This is a genomic window from Anoxybacillus sp. P3H1B, assembly GCF_001560855.1.
Lineage (GTDB): Bacteria > Bacillota > Bacilli > Bacillales > Anoxybacillaceae > Anoxybacteroides > Anoxybacteroides rupiense.
This window is the reverse complement of sequence record NZ_LPUG01000018.1, coordinates 1-17,133: the sequence shown is the minus strand read 5'-3', so window position 1 is coordinate 17,133 and position 17,133 is coordinate 1. Positions and strand designations below refer to the sequence as shown.

The 17,133-nt window shown below is 43.5% G+C and carries 18 protein-coding genes; 17 read left to right on the top strand and 1 reads right to left on the bottom strand.

The genetic code is table 11. The annotated features are described in order from the left end of the window. Window positions 1-2: 2 nt before the first annotated feature. From AT864_RS11305 to AT864_RS11260, 10 genes are all read left to right on the top strand, one after another. Complete coding sequence (locus tag AT864_RS11305; RefSeq protein ID WP_066149020.1) at window positions 3-968, top strand: sugar kinase; 966 nt, start codon at window positions 3-5, stop codon at window positions 966-968. Then, window positions 953-2,251: an MFS transporter gene (locus AT864_RS11300; RefSeq protein ID WP_066149019.1), complete on the top strand. Its 1,299-nt coding sequence runs from the start codon at window positions 953-955 to the stop codon at window positions 2,249-2,251. Before AT864_RS11305 ends, AT864_RS11300 begins: the two co-directional genes overlap by 16 nt. A gap of 193 nt (window positions 2,252-2,444) precedes the next feature. Then, window positions 2,445-3,458 (top strand): LacI family DNA-binding transcriptional regulator, encoded by a 1,014-nt coding sequence (locus AT864_RS11295; RefSeq protein WP_066149018.1) that lies wholly within the window; start codon window positions 2,445-2,447, stop codon window positions 3,456-3,458. Window positions 3,459-3,521: 63 nt separating this feature from the next. Further along, entirely contained in the window at window positions 3,522-4,160 is a 639-nt protein-coding gene (gene hxlA, locus AT864_RS11290; protein WP_066149017.1) for a 3-hexulose-6-phosphate synthase, read from the top strand. Further along, window positions 4,157-4,708 carry a 6-phospho-3-hexuloisomerase gene (hxlB, locus tag AT864_RS11285; RefSeq protein ID WP_066149016.1) on the top strand — a complete coding sequence of 184 codons (552 nt, stop codon included), beginning with the start codon at window positions 4,157-4,159 and terminating at the stop codon, window positions 4,706-4,708. The genes hxlA and hxlB overlap by 4 nt, the downstream gene beginning before the upstream one ends. Window positions 4,709-4,866: 158 nt before the next feature. Continuing rightward, the gene (locus AT864_RS11280; protein ID WP_066149015.1) at window positions 4,867-5,829 is read left to right on the top strand and encodes an MBL fold metallo-hydrolase; all 963 of its coding nucleotides are present in this window, start codon (window positions 4,867-4,869) and stop codon (window positions 5,827-5,829) included. Between the two features lie 98 nt (window positions 5,830-5,927). After that, the gene (locus AT864_RS11275; RefSeq protein ID WP_066149014.1) at window positions 5,928-6,716 is read left to right on the top strand and encodes an SGNH/GDSL hydrolase family protein; all 789 of its coding nucleotides are present in this window, start codon (window positions 5,928-5,930) and stop codon (window positions 6,714-6,716) included. Further along, window positions 6,713-7,621, top strand: a complete 909-nt coding sequence (locus tag AT864_RS11270) for an ABC transporter ATP-binding protein (protein ID WP_066149013.1) — start codon at window positions 6,713-6,715, stop codon at window positions 7,619-7,621. The genes AT864_RS11275 and AT864_RS11270 overlap by 4 nt, the downstream gene beginning before the upstream one ends. Beyond that, entirely contained in the window at window positions 7,614-8,594 is a 981-nt protein-coding gene (locus tag AT864_RS11265) for an ABC transporter permease (protein ID WP_066149012.1), read from the top strand. The genes AT864_RS11270 and AT864_RS11265 overlap by 8 nt, the downstream gene beginning before the upstream one ends. A 115-nt stretch (window positions 8,595-8,709) precedes the next feature. Further along, on the top strand, window positions 8,710-9,333 hold the full coding sequence (locus AT864_RS11260; RefSeq protein ID WP_369815536.1) for a CoA pyrophosphatase: 624 nt from the start codon (window positions 8,710-8,712) through the stop codon (window positions 9,331-9,333). Between the two features lie 42 nt (window positions 9,334-9,375). On the opposite strand, the gene AT864_RS11255 is transcribed toward AT864_RS11260, so the two are convergent. Continuing rightward, complete coding sequence (locus AT864_RS11255) at window positions 9,376-10,269, bottom strand: DMT family transporter (protein WP_066149010.1); 894 nt, start codon at window positions 10,267-10,269, stop codon at window positions 9,376-9,378. Window positions 10,270-10,398: 129 nt separating this feature from the next. On the opposite strand from AT864_RS11255, the gene AT864_RS11250 reads away from it, so the two are divergent. The 7 genes from AT864_RS11250 (at window position 10,399) to copZ (ending at window position 16,914) form a co-directional block, all read left to right on the top strand. Next, entirely contained in the window at window positions 10,399-11,286 is an 888-nt protein-coding gene (locus AT864_RS11250) for a LysR family transcriptional regulator (protein WP_066149009.1), read from the top strand. Window positions 11,287-11,369: 83 nt separating this feature from the next. Next, on the top strand, window positions 11,370-11,795 hold the full coding sequence (locus tag AT864_RS11245) for an SRPBCC domain-containing protein (protein WP_066149008.1): 426 nt from the start codon (window positions 11,370-11,372) through the stop codon (window positions 11,793-11,795). Between the two features lies 1 nt (window position 11,796). Beyond that, on the top strand, window positions 11,797-12,132 hold the full coding sequence (locus tag AT864_RS11240) for a helix-turn-helix transcriptional regulator (protein WP_066149007.1): 336 nt from the start codon (window positions 11,797-11,799) through the stop codon (window positions 12,130-12,132). A gap of 254 nt (window positions 12,133-12,386) precedes the next feature. After that, complete coding sequence (locus AT864_RS11235; protein ID WP_066149006.1) at window positions 12,387-13,586, top strand: DNA polymerase IV; 1,200 nt, start codon at window positions 12,387-12,389, stop codon at window positions 13,584-13,586. Window positions 13,587-13,984: 398 nt separating this feature from the next. Continuing rightward, entirely contained in the window at window positions 13,985-14,287 is a 303-nt protein-coding gene (locus AT864_RS11230; protein WP_066149121.1) for a metal-sensing transcriptional repressor, read from the top strand. A gap of 13 nt (window positions 14,288-14,300) precedes the next feature. Continuing rightward, complete coding sequence (locus AT864_RS11225) at window positions 14,301-16,685, top strand: heavy metal translocating P-type ATPase (protein ID WP_066149005.1); 2,385 nt, start codon at window positions 14,301-14,303, stop codon at window positions 16,683-16,685. A gap of 22 nt (window positions 16,686-16,707) precedes the next feature. Further along, window positions 16,708-16,914 (top strand): copper chaperone CopZ, encoded by a 207-nt coding sequence (copZ, locus tag AT864_RS11220; protein WP_066149004.1) that lies wholly within the window; start codon window positions 16,708-16,710, stop codon window positions 16,912-16,914. Window positions 16,915-17,133 lie beyond the last annotated feature (219 nt).

Here is a 17,133-nt window from a genome sequence, read left to right as displayed (position 1 = left end):
GGATGGATGTTGTCACGTTTGGAGAAGCGATGGTGATGTTTGTTGCGGAGGAGCCTGGATCGCTTCAGCAGGTGAGCCGCTTTCAGCGAGCGCTTGCCGGGGCGGAGGTCAATACGGCCATCGGGTTTGCTCGATTAGGACTAAAAAGCGGGTGGGTCAGCAAAGTCGGAAATGATGTGTTTGGGAACTATATTCTCGAGCAGCTACGTCAGGAACAGGTGAACATTGAGCAGGTCCACATCTCTGCTTCTTTTGCGACAGGCTTTCAGCTAAAAGCAAAAGTAAGTGAGGGAGATCCAGAAGTACAATATTTTCGAAAACATTCAGCCGCCAGTCATTTAAGCGTGGCTGATTTTGACGAAGCCTATTTCCGTTCCGCTAAACATCTGCATATGACAGGGATTCCTTTAGCCCTTTCCAGCTCCATGCGAGAATTTGCCAAGCACGCGCAATCATTTATGAGAAAAGAAGGAAAAACGATATCGTTCGATCCTAATCTAAGACCTGCATTATGGACAACAAAAGGCGAGATGATTCGAGTGGTTAATGAATATGCTTTTAAAAGTGATTACGTTCTTCCGGGAATCGAAGAGGGAAAATTGCTAACGGGCTATACAAAGCCGAGCGATATCGCTGATTTTTATTTAAAAAGAGGAGTGAAGCTGGTTGTTATAAAATTAGGAAGCAAAGGGGCGTTTTATAAATCTTGCGATGAGGAGGGGTATGTTCCGGGATATCGAGTATCGAAAGTAGTAGATACTGTTGGGGCCGGAGATGGTTTTGCTGTAGGACTTATCAGCGGGATTTTAGAAGGAATGCCCGTTTTCCAAGCGGTGATGCGAGGAAACGCGATCGGAGCTTTAGCTGTTCAATCAATAGGTGACAGCGACGGCTATCCTAATCGAAAAGAGTTAGACAGCTTCATGCAAAAATATAATGGGGAGGATGCGGCATGCAGCGTACAATAGCGAAATCGCGCTGGTATCGTTTAATTCCGATTGTTTTTATTACGTACAGTCTAGCTTATTTGGATCGTGCCAACTATGGATTTGGCGCGGCGGGAGGATTGGCCGAGGATTTGCATATTTCCGCAGCGACATCTTCACTGCTCGGCTCGCTATTTTTTCTTGGTTATTTTTTCTTTCAGGTTCCCGGTGCCCATTATGCCGAAAATAAAAGCGCGAAAAAGCTGATTTTTTGGTCGCTCATTCTTTGGGGAGGACTTGCGAGTGCCACTGGCATCGTCAGTAATATCCAGTGGCTTATGGTCATTCGCTTTTTATTAGGAGTGGTAGAAAGCGCTGTCATGCCTTCCATGCTTGTATTTTTAAGCCACTGGTTTACGAAGGAGGAGCGTTCGCGAGCAAACACCTTTTTGATTTTAGGGAATCCTGCAACAGTGCTATGGATGTCTATCTTATCAGGGTATTTAATTGAAGCAGTAGGCTGGCGCTGGATGTTTATTGCTGAAGGCGTCCCGGCCATCATATGGGCTTTTATTTGGTGGAAGCTTGTCAATGATGAACCAAAAGAGGCCAAATGGTTGACGGATGAAGAAAAACAGCAGCTGCAAGCTCAATTGGAGCGCGAACAGCAAGAATTAATGCCTGTAAAAAATTACAGTCAGGCATTCCGTTCAAAAACGGTCATATTATTGAGTTTGCAATATGCGCTTTGGAGCATTGGGGTATACGGATTTGTCATGTGGCTTCCATCTATTATCCATGCCGCGCCTAATATGGATATTGTCAAAACGGGCTGGTTATCATCTGTTCCTTATGTGTTGGCGATTATTTTCATGTTCGCCGCTTCCTACTACTCTGACAAACTGTTAAATCGAACCATATTTGTATGGCCGTTTCTACTTGTTGGAGCGATTACCTTTTATGCTTCCTATATGATTGGCACAAGCCACTTTTGGATCTCCTTTTTTTTACTGGTAGTAGCAGGAGCAGCCATGTATGCCCCGTACGGACCGTTTTTTGCGATTATTCCTGAAATCTTGCCTCGCAATGTTGCTGGAGGAGCGATGGCCTTAATCAATAGTATGGGAGCGCTCGGATCGTTCGTCGGCTCTTATATTGTCGGCTATTTGAATGGGGCCACGGGAGGATTTGGAGCCTCGTATATTTTTATGGCAGGATCTTTGTTCTTCGCCGCGATCTTCACGATGATGGCGGTGAAAGGACAACAATCCCTAAAAAAGAAACGTGTGCCTGAGCAATGGGAGGTCCATCAAGCACACAAATGAAAGGCTATCATTATTATACGATAAAAATTGCATATTTGCACGATGACGGCACAATAACCAGAAATAGACGGTTGAAAGGCTAGCGAGGAAAAGAGAATTTGCTTTTCTTCCCATGTGCTGGATAGGCCAGTTTATTCTTGTTAAAATGGAAATAATCGAAATTTAGCGAAGTTTATAAAAAGGAAGAGGGGTTATGAAAAGAATAACAATGGCAGATGTAGCCAAAGCGGCAGGGGTATCAAAAAGCACGGTATCGCAATTTTTAAATAAACGATATGAGCATATGGGAGAAGAGACAAAAGAAAAGATTCGTGAGGCCATTGAACGGCTTGGCTATCATCCGAATTATATTGCCAGAAGTTTAAAGCAAAAACGGACAGCCATGATCGGAATTATTGTTGCTAATATTACGCATAGCTTTTCGACGGAAATTAGCAGAGCCATCGAAGATTTTTGTCATGAGCATGATATGCATGCCATTGTTTGTAATGCAGACGACGATCCGGTTAAAGAACGGAAATATATTGAGATGCTGCGAGCAAGACAAGTGGATGGGTTAATCCTTTTTCCGACTGGCGGCAATCTTGAGTTGTACAAACAAATGGAGCAGGAACGTTATCCAGTCGTATTTGTAGACCGCAAGATTTCAGAAGTCAATATCCGTACCATTGTTGTGAATAATAAGGAGGCAACCTATCAGGCGGTGGCCCATTTGATTGAAAAGGGGCATCGAGACATTGCCATAATTACGCCACCGCTAACGATTTATCCGCGCATTGAGAGAATGAACGGTTATAAGCAGGCGCTAAACGACTATCGCATTCCCATCAAACAAGAATATATGATTTCAACAGAAATCCAGCGAATGATTTCCGAATTAAGCCGTTTATTTGCATTGCCGGACAAACCAACTGCATTAGTAGCGGGGAATGATTTATCCTTTTTTGAAGTCATGAAATTTTTAAAAGAAAACGGTCTTCGCGTTCCAAATAATGTGGCCGTCGTTGTATTTGACAATATTCCTTTTGCTAGTTTTTCTGAACCGACAATGACCACGATTGCTCAACCGGCATATGCGATGGGGAAAAAAGCGGCCGAGTTGCTGCTGCAGCAAATTCATCATCACGAGGAATTACCCGATTCAAACTTATACACTTTCCCGTGTACATTGATGATTCGTGAATCTTCTAGCAGAGCGCTTATATAGGATACAACTTGGCATATATTGTCTGGGAGAAAAAGCCGCCTTGATGGGGAAAGGAGAAGGAGGATGTACATTCAGCTTGCGCTTGATCGAATGACGATGGATGAAGCGATTCATGTAACAGAGGAGGTGTATCATGAAATTGATTGGATTGAAGTTGGCACCTCTTTAATTAAAGAATACGGTGTTCAAAGTATTGAAAGGCTGAAAAAAGAGTTTCCAAATAAACTGCTTGTAGCGGATATGAAAACAATGGATAACGCGGCATATGAATGCCAGATGTGCTTTGAAGCGGGAGCTGACATAATGACAGCGATGGGAGTCGCGCCGAATATTACCGTGAAGACATGCTTGGATGAAGCAAAAAAGAGAAAGAAAAGAGTCATGATTGATTTATTGAATGTCCATGAAACGCTTCTGCCGTCATTGCTAGAATATAAGGAAGCGATTTTTTGCCTTCATGTAAGCAAGGATGAACAAGAGCTTTTTGGTTTCAACGCAGCACGGTTCCCTATGTTTTTGGAGGAGATGCAAGGACGGACATGGGCGATTGCTGGAGGAATTTCCCTTGATTCTCTTGATATGGTGAAGCAGCTGCAGCCCTATGTCGTGATTATCGGTTCTGCCATCACAAAGGCAGAGAATAAACAGAAGGCGGCCCAAACACTGAAACAAGCGATTTTTGCAAGGAGGAGTCATGGATGAACGATCCCCTTCAATTAATCATGAAAGAGATCGAACAGGTGCTTTGTGATTTTCAAACGACTAGCATGGAACGGGTGGTAACGATTCTTTCCTCTGCGACACGAGTTTTTGTGGCAGGAGAAGGACGTTCTGGATTGATGGCCAAAGCGTTTGCGATGCGCCTTATGCATCTTGGCGCCGATGTTTATGTAGTTGGGGAGACGATCACGCCGTCGATACAGAATGGAGATGTATTAATCGCAGTGTCTGGTTCAGGTGTAACTAAAAGTACCGTTTGGATGGCGGAAAAAGCGAGGCAGCTTGGCTGTCCAGTGATGGCTTTTACGACTGATGTAGCCTCCCCGCTTGCTCAAAAGGCTTCCTGCATAGTTTATGTTCCTGCAGCGACTAAATATCGCCGCGATCATGAAAAAGCAAGCATACAGCCGTTAAGCTCTCTATTTGACCAGTGCATCCATATTATTTTAGATGCCATTTGCCTGCAATATGCAGAAGTGAAACAGGTTGAACACAAACAAGCCTTTAGCCAGCATAGCAATCTAGATTGAACACTCCCCCCACCTCTGATTCGCTTAGAGGTGGGGATTTCTTGATCAGAGAATGATGAATGTGCCATTGAATGCCGTTTTATATCTTTTTATAGAGATTCTTCACTTATTTTGATAAAATATTTAGAAAGCTTCAATAGGGAATGGGAGATGAATGTATGCAGACGATCATGGATTTAGGAAATGGAATTTCGCTAATTGATGTATTCGATGTCGGCTGGGCTGAGCGTACCGGTACATATGTGCTTCATGAAGAAGAGCTGACGATTATCGAAACGAGCGCCAGCCCATCGATTCCGCATTTATTAAAAGGTCTAGAAGCTTTAGGATTGCATACCGCTGATGTGCGCAATATTATTGTGACGCATATTCATTTGGATCATGCTGGCGGTGCGGGACTGTTGCTAGAAAAATGCCCCCATGCAAACATTATCGTTCATCCGAAAGGAAAGCGCCATTTGGCCGATCCTACGCGATTAATTCAAGGGGCAAGAGCGGTGTATGGAGAAAAATTTGCCGAATTGTTTGAGCCGATCATCCCGATTCCGGAAGAGCGCATTGTAGTAAAAGAAGACGGGGACACACTTCAGCTGAGCGAGCATCGCACTTTAACGTTTTTCAACACTCCTGGACATGCGAACCACCATTTTTCCATCTATGATTCTCGGAGCAAGGGAATTTTTACAGGGGATACGTTAGGGGTATTTTACCACCAGCTGCTGGAATACGGACTGGAGTTGTATTTGCCTTCCACTTCACCAAACCAGTTTGATCCCCATGCGATGCTTGCCTCGGCAGAACGGCTCGAAGCCTTAGAACTCGATTATGTTTATTTTGGTCATTTTGGCATGTCTAAAAATCCGAAGGCTGTATTTGAGCAGCTGCGCTATTGGCTGCCAAAATTTATTGAAATAGGAGAACACGTGATGGAGAAACAGTCCACCCGTGATTTTGAAGAAAAAGCGAAGGCGGTGACTCAAGGTCTGTTGGGGCTTGTACAGCCGCTTTTAGCCGCACATCATGTGCCGCAGCAGGCTCATGTACACTCTGTGCTGGAGCTGGATGCTAGTGTTTGTGCGATGGGAATTATTGATTATTTGCAAAAACGATTGGGTCAATAAAAGCGGCTGCTTGATGCGCCGCTTTTTTTCCATTATGCAGCATTCTATTTTATAATGAATGATAGTACAGTGTGCTGCGAAAGGATGATCGTGGGAAAATGAATATGGTAAAAGTGATTGCGGTTCTTTCTATCATTGCAGGAGGCTGCTGGCTTTTTGGGCTTGGCTTGACCGTTTACGACCAATTTTTTCAGCCAACTGCTTCGCTGTCGATCCATTATCGTGCAGAAGAAACGACTGATGAGGACCACCGTTTGCAGATTGTGGCGATTGGTGACTCATTAACCCGGGGAACAGGTGATGAAACAGGAAAGGGGTATGTTGGCTACGTTTTGGACGAGCTGCGGACGAAAACGAAGCAACCGATTCAGCTGACAAATTTGGCGATCAAAGGACAGGTGTCGGAGCAACTGCTGCAACAACTCCAGCAAAATGAAGTACAGCGCCAATTGAAGCAAGCGGACTTTGTATTTATGACGATCGGTGGCAATGATTTGTTTCAAGGAGGAGAGACGCTACAGAATCTCTCGGCTGAGTACATCAACCGAATAAAAAGCGTTTATTTGCGTCATTTAGATGCCATTTTTCGAACGATTCGATCGGTGAATCCACACGCGGTTGTTTTTTATATTGGGCTTTACAATCCGTTTAACCAGCTGGATCATGCGGAAACTACTTCAGCGATTGTGCGCCAGTGGAATTATGATTCAGCCGAAGTAGCGGCACGTTATCCTCATATTATTGCTGTTCCAACGTACGATTTATTTGAATTGCATGTCAATGATTATCTTTATAGCGATCAATTTCATCCAAATAAGGAAGGGTACAAGCTGATCGGCGAACGGCTGTCTTCGCTGATTACATTTACAAAGGAGGGGAAAAAATGACGCAGCCGCTCGTTGTTGAAGATTTACGAAAAAAGATCGGAAGAAAAACGATTATTAAAGGTCTCTCGTTTTCGCTGAAAAAAGGGGAAGTGTTTGGTTTTTTAGGTCCTAATGGAGCGGGAAAAACGACGACGATTCGTATGCTTGTCGGCTTGATTAAACCGTCAGCAGGCCGAATTACGATTTGTGGATATGATCTTCAGCGTCAATTTACGAAGGCCATCCGTCATATTGGCTGTATTGTAGAAAACCCTGAACTTTACCCTTATTTAACTGGATGGGAAAATTTAGAACATTTTGCTCGCATGCTACCGGATATTTCGAAAGAACGAATAACGGAAGTAGTCAAGCTTGTAGGATTGCAGAACCGTATTCATGACCGCGTTCGCACCTATTCATTAGGGATGAGACAGCGTTTAGGTATTGCTCAAGCGTTGTTAGGAAAGCCATCTGTGCTGATTTTAGATGAACCGACAAATGGACTGGATCCGATCGGCATTCGCGAGATGAGGGAGTTTATTCGTTTTTTAGCCGAAAAAGAAGGGTTAAGTGTGCTTGTTTCTTCTCATTTATTGAGTGAAATTCAGCTGATGTGTGATCGGGTAGCGATTCTGTCAAAAGGAAGCATCATTCGCATCGATACAGTAGACCGTTTATTAAAGGAACAAGCGCGGGTCGTTTGGAAGGTAGAGCCGCTGGAACAAGCAAAAAAACAATTAGAAAGCGAAACGGTGATTTTATCAGCACAGGCTGATACATTGATTACATATTATGAAAAAGAGAAATTGGCAGCATGGAATGAAAGATTAGTGCAAGCAGGTGTTAAGGTGAGCCAAATGGAACCGAAGTTGCCGACACTAGAGGATTTATTCATTGAGCTGACAGGAGGAGAGACGATTGACTGATCTTGTCTATAATGAAATGTTAAAAATTATCCGTAAAAAGCGGTTATTTATTATTGCTGCCATTACCGCTGTTCTTGTGGCTTTATTTACATATGCGCAATTTAAGCATGTACAGGATGTGCAAAAACGGCTCGGCACGGCCGATTGGCGAACACAGCTTCAGCAGCAAATTATTGATACGCAAAATCGCTTGAATTCAAGCGGCATTGATGAAGAATGGCGTAAGTTTTTACAAATTCGCCTTCAGCAGCAACAATATTATTTAGACCACAACATTAATCCGTCGGCGCCAGGGGCTCCGACTTTTATGCGCACCTTTGTTGAAAACGCTATTGATCTGTTTCTTCCATTGATGGTAATGGTCGTAGTGGCTGATTTAGTTTCTTCAGAAGCAAGCGGAGGAACGATCAAATTATTGCTCACAAGGCCAATAAAGAGATGGAAAATCCTATTAAGCAAATATATCGCGATGCTATTGTCGATCTCCTTTATTGTCCTATCACTTGTATGTCTCTCATGGCTGATTTCCGGCGCTGTATTCGGATATGGCGGATGGAATTTGCCGCTGTTGACAGGGTTTACAATTCAAGGAGAAGAATTGAATACAGCCAATGTCCACTTAATTTCTCAATGGAAATATTTGTTGATGGAGCTGGGACTTGCTTGGTTTGTAGCTGTTGTTGTAGGAACATTGACATTTATGTTATCGGTATTAATAAGAAGCACGGCAGCCGTGATGGGAGTCATGCTGGCTGCCTTGATTTCTGGCGCTATTTTAGCGAACATGGTTTCTTCGTGGGAATCCGCCAAATATTTTTTTATGGTCAATTTGCGTCTGACAGACTATATTAGTGGAACAGCGCCGCCGATTAATGGAATGACGCTCGGATTTTCGATGAGTGTTCTAGCGGTATGGGGAATCGCTGCCTTGCTTGTTGCTTTTTTTGTTTTTGTTAAGCGTGATGTTTATTAATCCATTTTTTTATAAACACAGCTTGAGATGGAACGAATCTTCTTAAACAAGCCGGCTGTCAAAAATAAAAGAAAGTTCCAAACATTTTTTATTTATAATAGGATAAAAGGGAGGGATGAGAATGGATGGAAAGATCAAAAAGCTGCAGCAGCGAACTCCGTCACTGCTCGGTATCGAGCAGTTCGCCAAATTTGCCATTCTGCTGCCGCTGATAAAAAAAGAGAAAGAAACTCATCTGTTATTTGAGGTTCGCTCACTTCAGCTTCGGCGACAGCCTGGGGAAATTTGTTTTCCAGGGGGCAAGGTCGATCATGACGATGAGAATGAACAAGCGGCCGCTATCCGTGAAACGTGCGAGGAGCTGGGAATCGAAAAAGATGCTATTCATGATGTATTTCCGCTTGATTATATGGTTTCCCCATTTGGGATGGTCCTTTATCCGTTTGTCGCTACTCTTGCTTCTCCTCGTTTAATAAAGCCGAATGAATCGGAAGTGGACGAAATCTTCACGGTGCCGTTGTCGTTTTTTTATGAGACGCAGCCAGAGATTTATCATGTGCAGCTTCAAGCGTGTCCCGATGCCGATTTTCCTTTTGATAAAATTCCAGGAGGGAAAAACTATCGTTGGCGTCCGCGGCAAATTGATGAATACTTTTATTATTATGAAGATAAGGTCATTTGGGGACTGACGGCAAAAATTGTTCATCATTTTATTGAGCTTCTTCGGTCAACGGAATAGCCATAGAAACGTTTGGGCAGCAAAAACCCAAACGTTTTTTGTTTACATCTCCATCGCTTTTCTTGCCGCTATGCTTTGTCGCTTTTGCTTTCCACTTTGAACTTGAGCATAAATAACACCAAACAGGACGAGTGCAGCTCCAAAGTATCCTTTAAGCGGCAAAACCTCTCCTAAAAAGATGTAGCCGAATAAAGCAGCAAAAACAGGTTCAAGTGAAAAAATTAAGCCAGTATAAGTGGCTGTCGTATATTTTTGAGCAACTGTTTGTACGACAAATCCAATTGCGCTGCAAAATATGCTTAAGGAGAAAATGGCGATCCATGATTCTATTTGAGTTGGAATACTTGGCGATTCAAACAAAAGCGAGCATAAGGCTCCAAGACCTCCGCAAAAGCCAAGCTGCAGGACGCCAAGGGCAATGGAGTCAACGTTTTTGGTCAGCTGCCCGGTCATCATAATATGAGCCGCATACGATACAGCTGTCATTAGGCAGAATATATCCCCTTGGCTTATCGCGAAGCCGTGGTTTAATGTTAACAGTCCGATTCCGCACATGGCAGCGCCTGCGCCGATGATGACTCGTTTTTCTGGTTTTTTCTTTAAAAAGATAGCAGAAAACAGCGGAACTAATACAACGGTGAATCCTACTAAAAAGCCCGCATGTGAAGTAGAGGTGGATTTTACGCCCACTGTAACGAACGCAAATACGAAAAATAAGATGGTTCCTAGAAGGGCTGCTCTTTTTACAATTTTTCGGTCAAGCTGAAGCAGCCGTCGATAAAAAATAAGGGACGATAAGCAAAAAGCAATGCCGAATCTCCAAGCAATCAAGCTAAATGGTTGAATGGAATTTAGTCCCATCTTCATAAATAAGTAAGAAGAACCCCAAAATATCGTAATTAAAAATAGCATGACATTTGCTTTCGTTTGACTCATTGGTTGACCCTCTCCCTAAATTGTTGAATGGATTGTTTGGTGAATAGTATACATGTACAATGAATATAAGAAAATTGAATCTTTATCATATTTTTTATGAAAAAAATTCATGAAAAAGGAGCAAAATGGATGTCGTTGACTAAGTTTGAAATATTCCATGCAGTGGTAGAGTTTGGCAGTCTTTCGAAAGCAGCGGAGGTTCTTCGTTTAACTCAATCGGCCATAAGCCATGCCATCGCGAGCTTGGAAGCGGAGTGGGGATTTTTGCTTTTACAGCGAGACCGATCGGGTGTGCGTTTAACAAGCAATGGAGAGCAAGTATTGAAATTAGTGCGAGAAATACTAAACTGGAATGAAAAATTAAAACAGCAGGTCGCTGCTATTAACGGATTAGAGGTTGGTATGGTGCGAATCGGCACTTTTACTAGTGTTTCAGCGCGATGGCTTCCCGGGGTCATTCGCATGTTTCATATGCACCATCCTTTGATCGAGATTAAACTGTTAGAAGGGGATTATGACGAGATTCGCCATTGGATTTCCAGTGGAGAGGTAGATTTTGGTTTTTTATCTTTAACAGCTGCGAAATCTTTAGAAACGATCCCTTTAAAGAAGGATCGAATGGTGTGCATGGTTCCACGGCAACACCATTTATCTGGAAAAACATCGATTCCACTCGAGCAGCTCGAAGAAGAGGAGTTTATTATGCCAAAATGGGGATACGACCATGATGTGAGAACTATATTAAAGGAAAATCGCGTGTTTCCGAAAGTGAAGTATGAGGTGGTAGAGGATCAAGCGATTATAGCTATGGTACAGAATGGGCTTGGCATCAGTATTTTGCCAGAAATGGCGCTTTTTCGAATGCCAGATGATCTTTGTACCATCCATTTAGAGGGAGATTATTACCGGACGATTGGCATCGCAGCGTCATCTTTCTATCACCTTTCTCCTGCCGCCAAAACATTCATTCATTGCGTTCAATCATGGCTTCGTTCACAAAGCTTGCTAGATTTTTAGAAAAATTGACATGAAACTAAATGGTTTCGTATAATCAAAATGAAACTATTTGGTTTCGAAAAATAAAGCTGGAGGACATGAAAATGAACATTGGAAATCGTTCTTCGTCAACGGATATTCGCCGAACAGTGAGATTAAATGCCCCTATTGATCAAGCATGGAAAGCGGTAGCTACCTCCGAAGGTCTTGCAGCTTGGTTTATGCCGAATGATTTTCAACCGATTGTCGGCCATCGATTTCATCTCAACGCTGGTCCGTTTGGAATGTCACCGTGCGAAGTAACCGAAATAAATCCGTCGCACCGACTTTCATTTCGCTGGGGAAAGGACTGGGTTTTGACGTTTGAATTAAAGGAGATAGCCAACCAGACAGACCTTACATTGATCCATTCTGGATGGGATATGGACAAGGAGACAGAATTTGGAGAACGTCACACCATCGTACGCGACCGAATGGATCAGGGCTGGGGGAAGCTGCTTGCATCATTAAAGGACTATTTAGAGGTATAAAATGTCAGCTTTATCAAAAAAGCATGATGTGTTCCAAGCCATCGCTGATCCTACTCGGCGAAAGCTATTAAACTTGCTGGCGGATGAGGAATTATCTGTTACCCTTATCAGCAAACATTTTCCGATTAGCCGTACCGCTGTTTCGAAGCATTTGCGTATTTTGGCGGAAGCAGGTCTTGTTCAAAAGAGGAAAGTCGGGCGGGAAACGCGGTATCGTTTAGAACCGACTCCGCTTCTTGAACTGAAGAACTGGCTTGCTTTTTACGAACGATTTTGGGATAACAAACTTGTAATGCTTCAACATTATATAGAACACGATCGAAAAACAGATGTATAATAGTAGAAAAAGAGCGAAAAATAGAGCCAAGTCGAACCACACTGGCTCTATTTTCAGGAAAGCAAAAAACTCGCGATGGCGACTTTTTCCTGACCGCTACCTTTTAGCCGCACATTTAGTGTACTAATTGGTGGACATCCATCCGGTGTCGTGACGTTTGTGGTTTTTGAATTTACTGCTGCTGGTTTAAGGCGCGTCTGATGTGCATATGTTTAATCATTTTTTACATGGAAAAATGACAGGACGTGAGTTCAATGAATCAGAAAAAAGGAAGGATCATTTTTCACGTTGACTGTAACTCGTTTTTTGCCAGTTGTGAAATCGCTCGCCAACCCGAATTAAAAGAAAAAGCAGTCGTGGTGGCTGGAGATCCGAAAGAACGGAAAGGAATTGTTCTGGCTGCTAATTATGTTGCTAAGCAGCGTTATGGCATTTATACGACAATGACGCTTTGGGAAGCGAGAAAAAAGTGTCCGGAGCTGGTTGTCTTGTCCCCTGATTTTAGTTTCTATCGCAAAATGAGCCAGGAAGTATTTCGCTTTTTAGCCTCTTTTTCTTCCGTTCTAGAACTTGCTTCGATCGATGAAGGCTATTTGGATATGACAGCATGTGAATGGCCTAGGCCGCCGCTCGAAATAGCGGAACGGATTCAAAAAGGATTGCTGCAGACGCTGCAAATTCCTGTCAGCATTGGGATTGCGCCTAATAAATTTTTAGCTAAAATGGCGAGTGAAATGAAAAAGCCACTGGGAATTACTGTGCTGCGGAAGCGGGAAGTCCCAGTGAGGCTTTGGCCTCTTCCGGTCCAAGCGATGCATGGAATCGGTGAACGAACGGCGCAAAGACTGAATCACATGGGCATTTTTACAATTGGCGAGCTGGCAAAAGCAGAGATGCCTCTCCTTCAGCAGTCCTTCGGAGTAAACGGTATTCGCCTTAAGGAGCGGGCGAACGGAATCGATGATCGTCCGGTGGATCCCGAAGCCCGGACGAAAGGGAAATCAGTTGGAAATTCTACCACTCTTTCGCAAGATGTGACGGAGGAACGAGTCCTTTTCGATGTTCTGCGCCGTTTAGCACAATTGGTTAGTCAGCGGATGAAGCAAAAAGGTGTGGTTTCTGCGACTGTTCAAATTATGGTCCGTTACCGTGATTTTCAGACGATTACACGCAGCAAAACATGGGAATGTCCGTTTCAAGAGGTAGATGAAATTTTTCAATATGCCGCATATCTGTTCAAAAAGCATTGGAATGGAAGCGCTGTAAGACTTCTTAGAGTTACGGCGTTGGATGTATTTGATCAAAAAGAGGCGGTTAAGCAGCTGGATTTATTCCATTTTGAAGAGGATGCGAGGGACGAAGCGTTGTTGAATACAGTGAAGCATCTTCAGAAGAAGTTTGGTCAAAACATTATTCTTCGTGGCTCTGAACTGCTTCATAAGCCTGACAAATAGAAACGGGTTAGAGAAGAGGAGATGCGTCTCTTTTCACATCGTAGGCAAAGTCCATTTTGGCTTTGTCTACCATCATTTTCAGCATCTTTCATGCAGGGCGAAGGCATTGATCAAAGTAAGTATGAGAGGAGCAGAGATGCATCTTCTTTCATTTTGGGTCAAGCCATAATCATTTATTTCGTTAATGAATAACAAGTAGACACATGGGATGAGTCTCTCTCACCTACCCTCCGTATAAGAGGGGGAGGCTTTTCGGTAGATGATGTTAAAAGGAGCGAGCAAAGGAAGCGGGGGTCATCACATTTTCACCTTGGAGAAAAAATAGAACTCTTCTTTTGCATCTTATACCCATTACGGGTATAATGTAATTGGAGAAGTTGCTGAATATGAAAGAAGGGATGACAATGGAGCATCATGATCATAAAAAGACGATGCGCACCGAGCAGGAAATAGACGATTTGCTAAAGCGGCTCAGGCGCATCGAAGGACAAGTGCGCGGGGTACAAAAAATGATTGAAGACCATCGCTATTGCGTGGATATTTTAGTGCAAATTTCCGCTATTACGGCTGCGCTAAACAAAGTGGGATTGAACCTGTTAGAAAGACATGTCAGCCATTGCGTGGCCAAAGCGATTCGCGATGGCAACGGAGAAGAATCAATCCGAGAGCTCATGGATGTTTTTAAGCAATTTGCGAAATAAGGGAGGAAGGGCCATGAGTCAACAAAAGCATGTAACAATGAAAATTACAGGGATGACATGTGCCGCTTGCTCTAATCGAATTGAGAAAAGGCTAAATAAGATGGATGGGGTACAAGCTACGGTGAATTTGGCGATGGAAACGGCAGCGGTTCAATATGATTCCTCCAAGCAAACCCTTGCAGATATTTCCGGCCAAATTCAGAAGCTTGGATACGGTATTGCTTCCAAAAAAGCGACATTCGATATTGAAGGAATGACATGTGCCGCTTGTGCAGCAAGAATTGAAAAAGGATTGCAGCGAATGGATGGCATCGCTGATGTCGCGGTCAACTTGGCGACGAATCGTGCTGTTGTCGAGTATTATGAAGGAATGGTGACAATCGAACATATCGTAGAGAAGATGAACAAGCTTGGCTATAAAGCGCAAATTCAAGATAGCAAGCACAAGTCTAAGCAAAAGCAGCACCAAAAACAACCGCTGCTTTTTGTCTCTATTGCCTTATCGTTGCCGCTTCTTTATACGATGATGGCGCATCTGCCGATCAGCACAGGCTTGCCGATGCCATCATTATTGATGAACCCATGGTTTCAACTTTTTTTAGCTACTCCAGTGCAATTTTATATCGGAGCTCCTTTCTATATGGGGGCGTATCGGGCGCTGCGCAACAAGAGTGCGAATATGGATGTACTGGTCGCTCTCGGCACGTCAGCGGCCTACTTTTATAGCTTGTATGAAGCGGTACAAGCCTTTATACATCCTGGGTACGTGCCAAGTCTCTATTTTGAAACAAGCGCGGTATTAATTACGCTTGTACTTGTCGGCAAATACTTTGAAGCGTTGGCAAAAGGAAGAACGACAGAAGCGATTACTAAACTATTGAGCTTGCAGGCAAAGGAAGCAATTGTGCTCCAAGATGGTCAAGAAAAGAGAGTGCCGATTGAGAAGGTGCAGGTTGGTGATCTTCTCCTTGTCAAGCCTGGAGAGAAAATTCCCGTGGATGGACTTGTCGTTTCTGGATCATCGTCTGTCGATGAGTCAATGATTACCGGAGAATCGATTCCTGTTGATAAAAAAGAAGGAGATGTTGTCATCGGAGCTACTATTAATCAACAAGGGGCACTAACGATTCGGGCAGAAAAGGTCGGAAAAGATACGGCACTTGCCAATATTATACGAATTGTTGAAGAAGCGCAAGGCTCCAAAGCACCCATCCAGCGCCTTGCGGATGTGATTTCGGGAATCTTTGTTCCCATTGTGGTCGGCATTGCTTTAGTAGCGTTTGTCATCTGGTATGCTTGGGTGATGCCGGGAGATTTGCCAAAAGCGCTTGAAGTAGCGATTTCTGTACTTGTCATTGCGTGTCCATGCGCTCTCGGTCTTGCTACTCCGACGTCCATCATGGTCGGGACAGGTAAGGGAGCAGAGCAAGGCATTCTTTTTAGAGCGGGAAAATCATTAGAAATGGCTCATAAGATCCATACCATTTTGTTGGACAAAACAGGAACCGTGACAAAGGGAAAACCGGAGGTAACCGATATCCTTGTGCTGCAAAACGAAATGCTCAGCTATGCCGCTTCTGCTGAAGGTGTTTCTGAGCATCCATTAGCACATGCTATTGTCGAATATGCGAAGCAGCAACAGATTCCGCTGAAGCCTGTGGACTCTTTTTCCGCTATTGTCGGCCATGGTCTGAAGGCGTTGGTCGAGGGGAAAGAGGTAATCGTCGGAACGCGCAAACTGATGAAGGAATATGGAATTGCGTTTTCCATGTATGAAGAAAAGCTAGTTGAATTTGAAAAGCATGGAAAAACAACAGTGATGGTTGCCATCGAGGGACAGTTGGCTGGTGTAATTGCCGTCGCTGATACTGTAAAAGCAAGCTCAAATGAAGCGATTCAAGCACTAAAGCAGCTCGGTCTGGAAGTATGCATGGTGACAGGAGATAATCAACGGACAGCAGAATTCATTGCTCACCAAGTGCAGATCGATCATGTATACGCAGAAGTGCTTCCAGAAGAGAAGGCGGATCTTGTCGCGAAACTGCAAAAACAAGGGAAGCAGGTGGCGATGGTCGGTGACGGCATCAATGATGCGCCGGCTCTGGCGAGAGCGGATATTGGCATAGCGATTGGCACCGGTACCGATGTTGCCATTGAAACAGCGGATATCACATTAGTTGGTGGAGATTTGCGCCATATTCCGAAAATGATCCAGCTGAGCCGCAAAACAATGAAAAATATTCGTCAAAACTTATTTTGGGCTTTATTCTACAATTCAATCGGCATTCCGATTGCGGCGTCCGGTCTATTGGAGCCATGGATTGCCGGCGCCGCCATGGCATTCAGCTCCGTTTCAGTTGTGGCGAACGCGCTTCGCTTGAAGCGTGTGAACATATAAAAATAAAAGGGAGGAATTCATCATGACCGTTACATTGCAAGTAAAGGGAATGACATGCGCACATTGCAAAGCCGCTGTGACGAATGCTTTGCGCGAGCTTGAGGGCGTGCAGCGCGTGGAGGTACACCTTGAGAAAGGAACAGTGGATGTTGAATATGATGAAGCAACAGTGAAGCTTGAAGCGTTAAAAGAAGTGATTGAAGAACAAGGATATGATGTAGAATCATAATTTTGCGCGGCATCTTCTCATTTGAGAAGATGCTTTTTTATGCTATTATTAGGACATTTTTCTTTTTCTTTTTTTGTTTTTCTATTATGATACAGTAGCGTTGCATAAAAAATAAAAATATTTTATACAGAATTTTCTGGATAAAATATTTTATGATAAACGAAAAACAAGGCAGTAACCAACTAAAGGTGATCACTATCCATTTGGTAATAAATGTAT

Coding starts and splice junctions, on each gene's coding strand:
- AT864_RS11230 (WP_066149121.1), top strand. CDS start 13,985: ATGACAATGGAGCATCATGATCATAAAAAGACGATGCGCACCGAGCAG.
- AT864_RS11250 (WP_066149009.1), top strand. CDS start 10,399: ATGTCGTTGACTAAGTTTGAAATATTCCATGCAGTGGTAGAGTTTGGC.
- hxlB (WP_066149016.1), top strand. CDS start 4,157: ATGAACGATCCCCTTCAATTAATCATGAAAGAGATCGAACAGGTGCTT.
- AT864_RS11270 (WP_066149013.1), top strand. CDS start 6,713: ATGACGCAGCCGCTCGTTGTTGAAGATTTACGAAAAAAGATCGGAAGA.
- AT864_RS11300 (WP_066149019.1), top strand. CDS start 953: ATGCAGCGTACAATAGCGAAATCGCGCTGGTATCGTTTAATTCCGATT.
- AT864_RS11255 (WP_066149010.1), bottom strand. CDS start 10,269: ATGAGTCAAACGAAAGCAAATGTCATGCTATTTTTAATTACGATATTT.
- AT864_RS11305 (WP_066149020.1), top strand. CDS start 3: ATGGATGTTGTCACGTTTGGAGAAGCGATGGTGATGTTTGTTGCGGAG.
- AT864_RS11295 (WP_066149018.1), top strand. CDS start 2,445: ATGAAAAGAATAACAATGGCAGATGTAGCCAAAGCGGCAGGGGTATCA.
- AT864_RS11240 (WP_066149007.1), top strand. CDS start 11,797: ATGTCAGCTTTATCAAAAAAGCATGATGTGTTCCAAGCCATCGCTGAT.
- AT864_RS11245 (WP_066149008.1), top strand. CDS start 11,370: ATGAACATTGGAAATCGTTCTTCGTCAACGGATATTCGCCGAACAGTG.
- copZ (WP_066149004.1), top strand. CDS start 16,708: ATGACCGTTACATTGCAAGTAAAGGGAATGACATGCGCACATTGCAAA.
- AT864_RS11275 (WP_066149014.1), top strand. CDS start 5,928: ATGAATATGGTAAAAGTGATTGCGGTTCTTTCTATCATTGCAGGAGGC.
- AT864_RS11225 (WP_066149005.1), top strand. CDS start 14,301: ATGAGTCAACAAAAGCATGTAACAATGAAAATTACAGGGATGACATGT.
- AT864_RS11280 (WP_066149015.1), top strand. CDS start 4,867: ATGCAGACGATCATGGATTTAGGAAATGGAATTTCGCTAATTGATGTA.
- hxlA (WP_066149017.1), top strand. CDS start 3,522: ATGTACATTCAGCTTGCGCTTGATCGAATGACGATGGATGAAGCGATT.
- AT864_RS11235 (WP_066149006.1), top strand. CDS start 12,387: ATGAATCAGAAAAAAGGAAGGATCATTTTTCACGTTGACTGTAACTCG.
- AT864_RS11260 (WP_369815536.1), top strand. CDS start 8,710: ATGAGAATGGATGGAAAGATCAAAAAGCTGCAGCAGCGAACTCCGTCA.